This is a genomic window from Streptomyces capparidis (assembly GCF_054782095.1).
In genome coordinates this window covers 205,735-218,223 of sequence record NZ_BAAGTD010000007.1, presented here as the reverse complement: position 1 = coordinate 218,223, position 12,489 = coordinate 205,735, and the positions used below count along the sequence as shown (strand labels likewise).

The 12,489-nt window shown below is 74.2% G+C and carries 13 protein-coding genes; 6 read left to right on the top strand and 7 right to left on the bottom strand.

Translation table 11 applies throughout. The features are described 5' to 3' along the window. Both ACYVO2_RS08890 and ACYVO2_RS08885 read right to left on the bottom strand, forming a co-directional pair. Positions 1-2,069, bottom strand: a 2,069-nt coding sequence (locus ACYVO2_RS08890; RefSeq protein WP_461007084.1) for a sensor histidine kinase, incomplete at its 3' end; no start/stop codon positions are given. A gap of 334 nt (positions 2,070-2,403) precedes the next feature. Next, the gene (locus ACYVO2_RS08885; protein ID WP_461007083.1) at positions 2,404-2,541 is read right to left on the bottom strand and encodes a hypothetical protein; all 138 of its coding nucleotides are present in this window, start codon (positions 2,539-2,541) and stop codon (positions 2,404-2,406) included. A gap of 281 nt (positions 2,542-2,822) precedes the next feature. On the opposite strand from ACYVO2_RS08885, the gene ACYVO2_RS08880 reads away from it, so the two are divergent. Further along, positions 2,823-4,565, top strand: coding sequence for a pyruvate dehydrogenase (locus ACYVO2_RS08880; RefSeq protein ID WP_461007082.1), 1,743 nt, complete (start codon positions 2,823-2,825; stop codon positions 4,563-4,565). Between the two features lie 200 nt (positions 4,566-4,765). Here ACYVO2_RS08880 and ACYVO2_RS08875 read toward each other — a convergent pair whose 3' ends face one another. Beyond that, a complete protein-coding gene (locus ACYVO2_RS08875; RefSeq protein WP_461007081.1) occupies positions 4,766-5,740 on the bottom strand; it encodes a helix-turn-helix domain-containing protein in 975 nt (324 codons plus the stop codon). A 203-nt stretch (positions 5,741-5,943) separates the two neighbouring features. Between ACYVO2_RS08875 and ACYVO2_RS08870 the strand changes: the two genes are divergently transcribed. The 5 genes from ACYVO2_RS08870 to ACYVO2_RS08850 all read left to right on the top strand — a co-directional run bounded on the left by ACYVO2_RS08870 (position 5,944) and on the right by ACYVO2_RS08850 (position 7,609). After that, entirely contained in the window at positions 5,944-6,153 is a 210-nt protein-coding gene (locus ACYVO2_RS08870) for a hypothetical protein (protein ID WP_461007080.1), read from the top strand. Further along, the gene (locus tag ACYVO2_RS08865) at positions 6,150-6,590 is read left to right on the top strand and encodes a recombinase family protein (protein WP_461007079.1); all 441 of its coding nucleotides are present in this window, start codon (positions 6,150-6,152) and stop codon (positions 6,588-6,590) included. Before ACYVO2_RS08870 ends, ACYVO2_RS08865 begins: the two co-directional genes overlap by 4 nt. Continuing rightward, complete coding sequence (locus ACYVO2_RS08860) at positions 6,587-6,814, top strand: hypothetical protein (protein ID WP_461007078.1); 228 nt, start codon at positions 6,587-6,589, stop codon at positions 6,812-6,814. The genes ACYVO2_RS08865 and ACYVO2_RS08860 overlap by 4 nt, the downstream gene beginning before the upstream one ends. Then, positions 6,811-7,077, top strand: a complete 267-nt coding sequence (locus ACYVO2_RS08855; protein ID WP_461007077.1) for a DUF7848 domain-containing protein — start codon at positions 6,811-6,813, stop codon at positions 7,075-7,077. Before ACYVO2_RS08860 ends, ACYVO2_RS08855 begins: the two co-directional genes overlap by 4 nt. A gap of 169 nt (positions 7,078-7,246) precedes the next feature. Then, positions 7,247-7,609 carry a thiamine pyrophosphate-dependent enzyme gene (locus tag ACYVO2_RS08850; protein WP_461007076.1) on the top strand — a complete coding sequence of 121 codons (363 nt, stop codon included), beginning with the start codon at positions 7,247-7,249 and terminating at the stop codon, positions 7,607-7,609. A gap of 50 nt (positions 7,610-7,659) precedes the next feature. On the opposite strand, the gene ACYVO2_RS08845 is transcribed toward ACYVO2_RS08850, so the two are convergent. The 4 genes from ACYVO2_RS08845 to ACYVO2_RS08830 form a co-directional block, all read right to left on the bottom strand. Further along, the gene (locus ACYVO2_RS08845) at positions 7,660-9,834 is read right to left on the bottom strand and encodes an MMPL family transporter (protein WP_461007075.1); all 2,175 of its coding nucleotides are present in this window, start codon (positions 9,832-9,834) and stop codon (positions 7,660-7,662) included. 210 nt (positions 9,835-10,044) lie between these two features. Continuing rightward, positions 10,045-10,722 carry a response regulator gene (locus ACYVO2_RS08840; protein WP_461007074.1) on the bottom strand — a complete coding sequence of 226 codons (678 nt, stop codon included), beginning with the start codon at positions 10,720-10,722 and terminating at the stop codon, positions 10,045-10,047. A gap of 30 nt (positions 10,723-10,752) precedes the next feature. Continuing rightward, positions 10,753-11,994 (bottom strand): sensor histidine kinase, encoded by a 1,242-nt coding sequence (locus tag ACYVO2_RS08835; protein ID WP_461007073.1) that lies wholly within the window; start codon positions 11,992-11,994, stop codon positions 10,753-10,755. After that, the gene (locus ACYVO2_RS08830; RefSeq protein ID WP_461007072.1) at positions 11,987-12,418 is read right to left on the bottom strand and encodes a YchJ family protein; all 432 of its coding nucleotides are present in this window, start codon (positions 12,416-12,418) and stop codon (positions 11,987-11,989) included. The genes ACYVO2_RS08835 and ACYVO2_RS08830 overlap by 8 nt, the downstream gene beginning before the upstream one ends. Positions 12,419-12,489: the final 71 nt, after the last annotated feature.

The window sequence follows — 12,489 nt, the reverse complement described above, 5'->3', positions numbered from 1 at the left end:
CGCTCCGCCGCGCCGCCGCCGCTCCCGGCCACCCGCAGCGCCGGGGCGGCGGCCAGGGACCTGCGGCGCGGCAGCGCGGCCCCGCGGGCCCGCCCGGCGTCCGCCCGCGCCGCCACCGGCTCCGGCTCCTCCGGCGCCTCGCGCACCACGACCTCGTCGGGGACCAGCACGATCGCGGACGTGCCGCCGTACACCGAGGGGCGCAGGGTGACGGCGACGCGGTGCTTGGCGGCGAGCCGGCCGATCACGAACATGCCGAGCCTGAGGTCGTCGGCGAGGGCCACCACGTCCAGCGGGGGCGGCTCGGCGAGCTGCCGGTTCAGCGCCGCGTACTCCTCCTCCGCCATGCCGAGGCCCTGGTCCTCCACCTCGATGGCCAGGCCCTTGACGACCACGTCCACCCGCACCCGCACCGGGCTCGGCGGCGGCGAGTAGGCGGTCGCGTTCTCGATCAGCTCGGCCAGCAGGTGGATGACGTCGGCGACCGCGTGCGGCGCCAGCCACACGTCCTCGCCGACGTGGACGGAGACGCGCTGGTACTCGGCGACCTCGCCGACCGCGCCGCGCAGCACGTCCACCACCGCCACCGGCTCCTTCCAGCGCCTGCCGGGCTGCCCGCCGGTGATGACGACCAGGTTCTCCTCGTAGCGCCGCAGTTGGCTCGCCGTGGAGTCCAGCTCGTACAGGCCCTTCAGCAGCTCCGGGTCCTGGTGCTCGCGCTCCAGCCGGTCCAGCAGCGCCAACTGGCGGTTCACCAGGTTCTGCGAGTGCCGGGCCACGCCCAGGATCACCCGCTGGAAGCCGCTCCTGGCCGCGCCGAGCTCCACCGCGCTGCTGACGGCGGTGCGCTGCGCCGCGTTGAACGCCTGCGCGACCTGCCCGAGTTCGTCGGTGCCGTAGTCCAGCTCCGGGGCCTCGGCGTCCACGTCCACCCGCTCCCCGCGGTGCAGCCGGCCCACCAGCTCGGGCAGCCGGGTCTCGGCGCGCCGCAGCGCGGTGTGCAGACCGCTCAGCCGCCGTGACAGGGAGCGGGTGATCCGCCAGGACAGCAGCACCGTGAGCAGCACCGCGGCCAGCCCGCCGGCGCTCACCCAGGCCGCCTTGGTCAGCAGGTCGCGGGCGACGTCGCCGCTGCGGTCGAGGAGCCCGGCGACCTGGTCCTGGATCAACTGGCCCTGCTCGGCGGAGACCCGGTCCATCGCCGCGCGCCACTCGCCGGGAGAGCCCGGCGGGCGGACGCCGTCCTCGCCGTCCGCGCCGCCGGCGGCGCGCGCGGTCAGCAGGCCGTCCTCGACCGCCTCCATGGTCCGCCAGGCGCCGCTGTCGGCGAGCGCCTCGAACCTGCCCCGGGCGTCGCCGGTCAGGAAGGGCCGGATCTGGGTGCTGACGAGCCATCGCCTGCTGCCCGCCGCCGCGGTGAGCTCGGCGAGCTCGTCCCCGTCCAGCCTGCCGTCCGCCCGGGCCAGGGTCAGCAGCGCGTCCTGGCGCGAGGCCAGCTCGGCGGCGTGCCCGAGGGCCACCAGCGGCGCGGCCCGCGAGGTCAGACCGCCGTCGTCCACCTGGGTCAGTTCCTGGAAGGCGGCGATCTGGGCGTTGACGACCTCGGTGTACTGGCCGAGCACCTGGCGGCCGTCGATGCGGGCGGGCCGGTCGGCCTGGGTGCGGTAGAACGACAGGCTCTGCGCGGCGCCGGTGATGGAGTGCAGCCGGTCCTTGACCCGCTCCGGGGCGTCGCCCACCCGGCCCAGCCGGCCCGCCAGGGCCCGCACCGCCTCGTCCGTGCGCTTGCGCTGCTCGTCCAGCGCGGCCTTGGCGTTCGGGTTGCGGGACGCCAGCCACCGGGCGGTCTGGCGGCGCTCGGCCTGGAGGGCGAACGTCACCTCGGTGCCCAGGGCGCCGGTGGACCTGCTCAGGCTGGTCTGGGACCGCAGCTCCAGGCCCTCGGTGAACAGCCGGGCCGTGGTCACGCCCCACATCGCGGTCAGGGTGACACCGGGCACCAGCGCCAGCAGCACCAGCGAGACCCGGATGGAGCCCAGACGGCGCCGGGCGCCGGTCCGTGATGGCATCGTCGTCCTCGGGGTCATGACGTCGCGCGGGCGGACGGGCCGGTGGTGCGGCTGAGCCCCCGGATCGGTGGGGTGGAGTGCGGCACGGCCCTGTCTCTCCCTGGTGGGCACCCCCGGACCCGCGGGCACGCGGAAAGCTCCGGAGCCGCCCGGATTCCGGTGGGGTCCGGGCAGTCCGGGTGTCTGGAGCCCGGCTGGTGCGGCGGTGGATTCGTGGACGGAGATGAAACTCGGCCACGCGGGGCGGTGTCAAGAGAAAAGCCCAGGTCACCGGGTAACGATCCGGGCGAATCACCGGAGTTCCGCCTTCCGGTGCCCTGGGCCCCGCGTGTCGTCACTCCGGAGCGCCGTCCTCCGCCCGGTGGGTGCGCGTCCAGGTGGCACCGCAGCGGCAGCGGGACAGCTCGACCAGCTCGCCGTCCTCCGAGACGCCGTAGCCGTGAGGGTGGCGGACGTGTACGTGTTCGCCCATGAATGATCACTCCGTGCCGCGTGAAGGGTGCATGGGTGGTAAGGGCGAGAATAGGGCGACTTCCGCCGGAACGCCCACGCCGGGGGCGGCGGGTGTGACCGTTGTCACCCCCTCTCCCGCCGCCCGCCCGGGCGCGCGGCGGGCCCAGGACCGCGCCGCGGCGCCCCGCCGTGACCCGGACGCGCCGGGCACGATCATGAGCGGCCGCGGATGGGGGAATGAGGACCTTCAGCGCCCGGGACACCGGCCTCGGACGCACGGCACGAGGAAGGTTCGCAGCCATGGCCAAGCAGACCGTCGCGGAGCAGCTCGTCCACTTGCTGATCGAGGCGGGGGTGCGGCGCATCTACGGAGTCGTCGGGGACAGCCTCAACCCGGTGGTGGACGCCGTGCGCCGCACCGCGGGCATCGAGTGGGTGCAGGTGCGCCACGAGGAGGCCGGGGCGTTCGCGGCCGGCGCGGAGGCGCAGCTCACCGGCAGGCTCGCGGTGTGCGCGGGAAGCTGCGGCCCCGGCAACCTGCACCTGGTCAACGGCCTGTACGACGCGCACCGCAGCATGGCCCCGGTGCTGGCGATCGCCGCCCACATCCCCAGCGCCGAGGTCGGCAGCGGCTACTTCCAGGAGACCCACCCGGACCGCACGTTCGCCGAGTGCAGCCACTACTCCGAACTGGTCTCCGTGCCCGAGCAGATGCCGCGCGCCGCCCAGACCGCGATCCAGCACGCCCTGGGCCGCTCCGGGGTGGCGGTGCTCAGCCTGCCGGGCGACGTGGCGGCCAAGCAGGCCCCCGACGCGGCGGCGGACCTGCCGCCGACCGCGCGGCGCCCGTCCGTGCGCCCGGGGGAGGCGGACCTGGACCGGCTGGCGGAGATGGTGGACGGCGCGCGCAGGGTCACCCTGTTCTGCGGCAGCGGCACCGAGGGGGCGCACGAGGAGGTGATGGCGTTCGCCGAGCGGGTCAAGGCCCCGGTGGGGCACTCCCTGCGCGGCAAGGAGCACATCCAGTGGGACAACCCCTTCGACGTCGGCATGTCCGGGCTGCTCGGCTACGGCGCCTGCTACGACGCGATGCACGAGGCCGACCTGCTGATCCTGCTCGGCACCGACTTCCCGTACCAGGCGTTCCTGCCCGACGACGTGCCGATCGTGCAGGTGGACATCCGCCCCGAGCACCTGGGCCGCCGCGCCAAGCCGGCCCTGGCGATCTGGGGCGACGTCAAGGAGACGCTGGCCTGCCTCACCCCGAGGGTCGCGGAGAAGACCGACCGCCGCTTCCTGGACCGCATGCTGGCCCGGCACGCCGAGGCGCTGGAGGGCGTCGTCGGGGCGTACACGCGCGACGTGGACAAGCACGTGCCGATCCACCCCGAGTACGTGGCCGCCGTGCTGGACGAGGAGGCCGCGGACGACGCGGTGTTCACCGTGGACACCGGGATGTGCAACGTGTGGGCGGCGCGCTACCTCACCCCGAACGGCAGGCGGCGGGTGATCGGCTCGTTCACGCACGGCTCGATGGCCAACGCGCTGCCGCAGGCCATCGGCGCGCAGTTCGAGCAGCCCGGGCGGCAGGTGGTGTCGATGTCCGGCGACGGCGGGTTCACCATGCTGATGGGCGACTTCCTCACCCTGGTGCAGTACGGCCTGCCGGTGAAGGTCGTGCTGTTCAACAACTCCGCCCTCGGCATGATCGACCTGGAGATGATGGTGGCCGGGCTCCCGCCGCACGCCACCGGCTACCGCAACCCGGACTTCGCCGCGGTGGCGCGGGCGATGGGGGCGCACGGGGTGCGGGTGGAGGATCCGCGCGGGGTGCGGGACGCGCTGCGCGAGGCGTTCGACCACGACGGGCCCGCGCTGGTGGACGTCGTCACCGACCCCAACGCCCTGTCCATCCCGCCGCACATCACCGGCAAGCAGGTCGGCGGCTTCGCCGTCTCCTCCAGCAAGCTGGTCCTCAACGGCGGCGTGGGCCGCATGCTCCAACTCGCCCGCGCCAACCTGCGCAACATCCCCCGCCCCTGACCCGCGGGACCGGGCACGCCGCGGGGCCGGGCGGGGGACCGGCCCCGCCCGGCCCTCGGGGGCCCGCGGCGGGATGTCGAGACGGAGCAGCTATATGGTGCGCCCGGCGCTGGACGTGTACGAGGCCCGGTGCCGCTCGGCGTCGTGGTCCGGGTGGAGCAAGGCCAACAGCAGCCCTCTCCGTTAGCCGCAAGAGACGCTTACGCAGGGGAGGGCTGGTCGAGAGCGGCGATAAATTCCCCGGTCCACTGTGCGTTGCGTTGGTCTTCGGGTAGCTCGTTGAGCCCCGACGTGATCAGGTCGGCTGCCACCTCTATGTTACCTAGCCGCGCGTGTGTGATGCCGATCTGGAGTTTGAAGAACGGTGCCGTGTACCAGTACCCCCACGGCGGGAGATCACCGAATCGGGTGACTGTGTCCAGCATCCCGGCTGCCTCATCCAGAATGCGCTTTCCCTCGTCTGGCTCCCCCAGCTCTGCGAAGGCGCGTGCGTGCTGAAATGCGTTGTAGACCTGTAGCGCAGGATGCACGTCACCTACCCGCCGTGCCGCCGCTGTGAGCCCTTCCTTCGCCGCAGGGTCCCCGCGCTTCCCCGCCGCGTACGCCTTGAACGCGAGGATGGATGAGGTCAAGGACGTGTTTCCCGATTCGGCCGCGAAGTCGGCAGCGTCGTTGAAGCGCACCGACGCTAGGCGGTGCTGCCCGGTAGCTACGTGCAGCCAACCAACGAACGTCGCCCACTGCCCCGCGACGTCGACGAGCTCTCGCCGATGTACTCCCCGCGCGTCCTTGACCATGGCGCTGATGGTCTTGAGCTGCACAGTTGTGGCAGGCAGGACCGCGCTGGGGCCTGTCGCGTCTTCCATGCGGCGTTGAGCGGCCAACAGGGCGGCAAGGGCGCGCACCGTGCCGCCGTCCACTCGGGAAGGCTGGGCGGCACTGCGCGCGATCCGATCACGGTCGTCAGACGTGACGGCGGCGGCCAGCCGAACCAGTTCTCCGCCGGCCTGGACGAGCTGGTCTAACCCTTCGGCCAGCTTCGGAGAGGGAGCCTGCTTCCCGTTCAACGCCCGGGAGAGGTAGGCGACGTCATAGTTGAGCGCACGGGCCGCCGCGCGAACAGAGATGCCCTTGTTTGCCAGGGCGGTACGAGCGGTTGTCGAGAACTCCGTCATTTGGCGCTCCGTGGCGTTGACTGTTGACGTTCCAAGCGTAGGTCAACTCCCGTCAACTCCCCGTTTCTCAGTACAGAGCGAAGGATGTCCATACACGACGGACCCCGGCGACCGTGCGACCGGTCCCGGGGCGTGGCCACCAGCCAACAGGGAGCTGATGACGTGAGTGATCTTATCGTCCGCATGAACGAGTGGGGGTCGCGATGAGCCTCCACACCCCCGCGCTGACGGCGCGTGACGCGATGTTGGACCTCCGCGACGCGTTGGGGGAGGCGGGCCTCACGCTGGCGGGGCTCGGGATCCAGCTCGCGACCGGAACGGACTACCCCGCGGAACACGTCGACCTCGGTTCGGCGCCGCCGGCCGTCGTCGGGCAGATGGCGGATCTCATCCGGAAGGGGGCCGCGCAGTGAGCCCCAGGAAGCCGGATCTGATCGAGAACCGTAGCGGGATCGATTCGGAGAACACGGTGGCCTTCCTCTATGACCACGAGAAGGACGCGCAGTCTTCGGCCCTGCACCAGCGACTCGACGACTGTCAGGCGTTCGCGGCGGAGCGCGGATGGGTGGTCCTGGGGCGCCACGCCGACACGGGCGGCAACGCCACGACGGTGACCGTCCGGCCGTCGCTGGACACGCTGCTCGACGAGGCGCGGACCACCCGGAAGCGCGGGTTCAGGGGTCCGATCGTCGTGCTGACGTCGTCCCGGGACTGCCTCAGCCTCACTCCGGCCGTGGCGCTCCAGTTCGAGCAGCGGATTCGGCGAGAGGGGTTCAAGGTGCGCTTCCTCTCCGACTACGGCGCCGCCCCCGAGCAGCGCGCCGACAACCCCGCGGGGAGGAGGCAGTGAACCTGGTCAAACTGGGTCGCGGCATGTTCGCCCGCGACGGGGAGCGGGTCGGCCGGGTGGTCGACGACGAGCGGGGCACCGTACTTCTGAAGCCGGTGACGGGCGGCCAGGTGTGGCCCGCGCGGTCCGCGGACGTGCAGGTGATTCCACCCAGCGAGGGCCTGCGCGACGCCGTGCGGCGGGAGAACTGGGCGGCCGACTGCAACGAGGCGGTGCTCCGGTGACGCCGCGGACCATACTCGCCCACGCCAATTGGACCCTCAGCCCCACCGACGAGGGCACACCGAGGATGACCATGACGGTGTTGTGCACGGCACCGGACTGCGGCCGGTCCTCCTCGCCGGTCGTCGACGAGACGGCGCCGCTGGAAATGTGGGCGATCAAGCACACGGGGCTGAACCCGACGCACCGCGCCTACACGTTCCGCGTCGACATCGGGTGGCAGGTGCAGCCCGCGGAGGGCAACCCCCACCGGGGGCGCCCGTGAGACGCCGGATGTCGACGCTCGTCGGTCCGCTCCTGTTCCTGACGGTGCTCGGCGCGTTCTGCGCGGCCTACATGGCCGTCGCGCTCAGGTACGGCTGAGCACCCCGTAGAACCCGCCCGCTGGTTGCCGAGTTCGACGGAGCGGTAGACAGCGCCCCTGGCTGGTGGTCATGCCGGGGGCGCTGTTGTGTACGCGGACGTGGGCCGATGAGGCGGCGCAACGTACGTGCCCGTACCAGGCGTTCCTGCCGCACCCGGACTTCGCCGCGGTGGCGCGGGCGATGGGGGCGCACGGGGTGCGGGTGGAGGATCCGCGCGGGGTGCGGGACGCGCTGCGCGAGGCGTTCGACCACGACGGGCCCGCGCTGGTGGACGTCGTCACCGACCCCAACGCCCTGTCCATCCCGCCGCACATCACCGGCAAGCAGGTCGGCGGCTTCGCCGTCTCCTCCAGCAAGCTGGTCCTCAACGGCGGCGTGGGCCGCATGCTCCAACTCGCCCGCGCCAACCTGCGCAACATCCCCCGCCCCTGACCCGCGGGGCCGGGCGGGGTGAGCCCGCCCGGCCCCGGCCCCGGTGCCGCTCAGGGGCGTTCCAGGTCCAGCTTCGGCAGGAGGCGGGCCAGCGGGGCGGGCAGCCACCAGGCGCGGCGGCCCATCAGGCGCATCGCCGCGGGGACGACCAGGCAGCGGATGATCAGCGCGTCCACCAGGATCGCCACCGCCATGCCGAAGCCGGTCTGCTGGAGCATCCGCTCCGGGGAGAGCATGAACGCCCCGAACACCACGATCATGATCGCGCCCGCCGCGCTGATCACCGACCCGGTGTGCGCCAGGCCCTCGCGGACCGCCAGCACGTGGTCGCCGGTGCGCTGCCACTCCTCGCGCATCCGCGCCACCAGGAAGATCTCGTAGTCCATCGACAGGCCGAACACGATCGCGAACACCATCACCGGCAGATACGCCTCGATCGGCCCCGGCTCGACCCCGAACATCCCGTGCTGGAACACCAGGGTCATCGCGCCGAGCGCCGCCCCGATGCTCAGCAGGTTCAGCAGCGCCGCCTTCAGCGGGATCAGCACCGACCGGAACACCGCCGCGAGCAGCAGCACCGACACCCCGACCACGATCGCCACGAACACCGGCATCCGCGCCGCGACCTTCGCCGAGTAGTCCTCGGTCGCCGCGGTCGCCCCGCCGACCAGGTACCGGGCGCCGGTGCGCTCCTCCACGGCGGGCAGCACGTCGTCGCGCAGCCGCGTCACCAGCTCGGAGGTCTCCTCGTCCTGCGGCGCGGAGTCGGGGAAGACGACGACGGTGGCCACGCGGCCGTCCTCGGTGACCGAGGGCGGAGCGGCGGCCCGCACCCCCTCGGTGCCCTCCAGGGCCCGCGCCACCGCCGCGCCGGCGCGCCGCGCACCGCCGTCCCCGCCGTCGGCGACCACCACGAGCGGCCCGTTGAACCCGGGCCCGAAGCCCTCGGACAGCAGGTCGTACGCCTGCCTGCTGGTGGTGTGCGGCGCGTCGTTGCCCGCGTCGGCGAAGCCCAGGCGCATCCCCAGCGCGGGCGCGGCCAGCGCCCCCAGGGCCACCCCGGCCAGCAGCAGCGCGGCCAGCGGACGGCGCTGCACCGCGTCGCCCAGGCGCCGCCACACCTGTCCCTGCGGCGCCCTGCCGCGGGCGGCCCGCTTCGCCGCGCGCGCCCGGAACTGCCGGGCGAACCGCTCGCCGAACACGCCGAGCAGCGCGGGCAGCAGCGTCACCGACGCCGCCATGGTGACCAGCACCGTCAGCGCCACCGACAGCGCCATGCCCTGGAGCGAGCCGAGCCCGAGGGCGACCAGGCCGAGCAGCGCCACGATGACCGTGCACCCGGCGAACACCGCGGTGCGTCCCGCCGCGTCCAGCGCCGCGACCGCGGCCCGCTCGGGCGGGGCGCCGGCGACCAGCTCCGCGCGGTAGCGGGCGAAGATCAGCAGCGCGTAGTCGATGCCCACGCCCAGCCCGACCAGCATCATCACGTACGGCGTGTAGTCGGCGATGGTGAACAGGTGCGAGGCGAGCACCACGGCGCCGAGCGTGGTGCCGACGGCGAACACCGCGGTGACGATCGGCAGCCCGGCGGCGATCACCGTGCCGAACATCAGGACGAGGATGACGAGCGCCGCCAGCAGGCCCACCGCCTCCGCGGTGCCGCCCTCGCCCTCGGCCAGCAGCCGCGCCGCGTCGCCGCCGAACTCCACCCGGAGGCCCGCGTTCTCGGCCTCCCGCGCGGTGTCGTACAGCGCCTCGCTGTCGGCGCGGGTCATCTGCTCGGAGGGCACCGTCAGCACCACCGTGGCGTACCCGATGGTGCCGTCCGGCGCGATCGCGGCGGCGTCCTGGTAGGGGCCGCGCACCGCGGCGACCTTCGGCAGCTCGGCGACCTCGTCCAGCATGCGCTCCACACGCCGCTCGGTGCCCGCGTCCCGCAGCCCGGCGGGGGCCCGCAGCACGAGCTGCGCGGTGTCCCCCGCCTGGTCCGAGCCGTGCTCCGCCAGCAGGTCGGCGGCCCGCTGGGACTCGGTGCCCGGCAGGGAGAAGTCCTCCCGGTAGTCGCTGCCCGCCAGCGACGCGCCCGCCCACACCCCGGCGAGCACGGCCAGCCAGCACAGCAGGGCGAGCCACCTGCGCCGGTGGGCGAATCCGGCGAGGCGCGCGAACCCGCCCGGCCGGGGGCCCGGCGGTGCGGCGGCGGTCTGTCGTTCGGTGACGGTCATCGCGGTGGTTTCCCCGGTGTCGAGTGCGGATGCGGCGCTCGGTCGAGCGCACGCCTCCCACACTCGGCGCGGGGTGTGCGGCGGCGCGTCACCTCCCGGAGGGCACCGGGGTACCGCATCGGGAGCGCCGCGCGGGCGGGGCCGTACTCCGCCCGTGGGACGGCGGTACGCCCGGGGGAGTACGGGCCGCCGCCTGCGGGCGGCGCGGGCTCAGCCCAGCCAGCCTGGCGTGACCAGGCCGGTCTCGTAGGCCAGGACGACCAACTGCACCCGGTCCCGGGCGCCCAGCTTGGTCATCACCCGGCTGACGTGCGTCTTCGCGGTAGCCGGGCTGAGCACCAGGCGCCGGGCGATCTCGTCGTTGGTGAGCCCCTCGCCGACCAGGACCAGCACCTCGCGCTCCCGGTCGGTCAGCGCGTTCAGCCGCGGGCTCGGGTCCGGCTGCCGGGCCCGGACGGCGAACTCGGCGATCAGCCGCCGGGTCACCGTCGGCGCGATCAGCGCGTCGCCGCGGGCGCAGACCCGGACCCCGTGCAGCAGCTCCATCGGCTCGGTGTCCTTCACCAGGAAGCCCGAGGCGCCCGCGCGCAGCGCGCCGTAGACGTAGTCGTCCACGTCGAAGGTGGTCAGCACCAGCACCCGCACCCCGGCCAGGCGCTCGTCGGAGACGATCCGCCGGGTGGCGGCCAGGCCGTCCTCCTCCGGCATCCTGATGTCCATCAGCACCACGTCCGGCCGCAGCTCGTGCGCCAGGGCGACGGCCTCGGCGCCGGTGGACGCCTCCCCGACCACCTCGATGTCGTCCTCGTCCTCCAGGATGGACCGGAACCCGGCCCGGACCAGCCGGTGGTCGTCGGCGATCAGCACGCGGATGGGGGCGGGGGTCATGGGCGACAGCGTAGGGGAGCCGGCGCCGCGTCAGGCCGCGGGACCCGGCGCGGCGGGCCCGGCACCCGGCCGGGGCAGCGGCAGCCGGGCGGCGACCGCGAAGCCCGAGCCGGTGCTGCGGGCCGTCAGCTCCCCGCCCAGCGCCCTGGCCCGCTCCGCCATCCCGGTGATGCCGCTGCCCGGCGCCGCGCCGTCCGCCGCCCCGCACCCGTCGTCCTCCACCCGCAGCCGCAGCTCGCCCGGCGCGTACACGACCTCCACCGAAGCCCGGGCCGCCTGGGCGTGCCGGGTGACGTTGGTCAGGGACTCCTGGACGATCCGGTACGCGGCCAGCGAGATCTGCGGCGGCACCACCGGCGGCTCGCCCGACGTGGCCACGGTCACCCGCAGCCCCGCGGCCCCGGCCCGCTCCGCCAGCTCCCCGACGCGCTCCAGCCCCGCCGCGGGCGCGGTGGGCGCGGCCTCGTCCACCTGCCGCAGCACCCCGAGGGTGGCCCGCAGCTCGCGCAGCGCCTCCTTGCTGGTGTCCCGCACGGACTCCAGCGCGGCCACCAGCTCCGCCGTCTCGCCCGGCCGCCTGGCCGCCCGGTGCAGCGCGGCCCCGGACTGCACGCTGATCAGCGAGATGCTGTGCCCCAGCACGTCGTGCAGCTCCCGGGCGATCCGCAGCCGCTCCTCGGTGGCCGACTGGCGGGCCCGCACGTCCCGCTCCCGCTCCGCGGCCAGCGCCCGCTGCTCGGCCTCCCGCTGGTACGCCTGCCGCGCCCGCATCGCCTGCCCGAACGCCACCACGCTGAAGAACCAGCCGCCGAGCAGCGCGATCGTCATGTTGCCCAGCTCCCGCCGCCCGTCGGACAGCAGCAGCTCGTCGGTGGCGATCACCGCCATCACCAGCCCCGCGAGGGCCAGCACCGCGACGGTCCGCCCGGCGTGGGCGACGGAGTACAGGGCGACCATGAACGCCACGCCCGCCGTCGCCCCGTCCACGGGCATCCGGTCGTAGTGCGTGATCATGGCGGCCAGCACCACCGCCGCCACGGCCACCGGCCGTCGGTGCCGGAACCCGAGCATCAGCCACCCCACGGCGGACGCCGCGGACCCGATCCAGATCCGCGGGTCGCCCGCCGCCGCGCCGCGCGGGAACAGCGCCACCGTGTCGGCGAGGAGGACGGCGCCCATCACCGCGAAGGTGACGTCCACCCGGAACGCGCCCGCGGCGCGGGCCAGGGCGGCCCGGGCGGCGGGGGCGCGCCCGGCCGCCGCCTCAGCCATCGACGGCCCCGTCCAGGTACACCCACGCCCCCTCGTGCCGCACGAAGGAGCTGTTCTCGCGCAGCTCCCCGGCCCGGCCCCGGGCGGTGTACCGGGCACGGAACTCCACCGTGCCCTCGGTGTGGGACGGGCTGCCGGCGGTGGTGCCCAGCACCTCGAGACCCGTCCAGCGCACCGCCGGGTCGAACTCCACGCGCGGCGGCCGGGTGGACGGGTGCCAGCTCCGCAGCAGATACGCCTCGTCGCGCACGGCGAACGCGCTGAACCGCGACCGCATCAACTCCTCCGCGGTCGCCGCCGCCGCCTCACCGCGATGCAGCCGACCACAGCAGTCCCGGTAGGGAGCGGGCAGCCCACACGGGCACGTCGGGATGCGCGCCGCGCCAACGGGCACGGCGGAACGGCGGGGGGAACGTCGGGCCATGCCGTCCATTGTCGGCCCCGGGCCCGGCCCCGCCGCCGCGGGGCCGGGGTGCACGGAGGAGCCCGCACCGG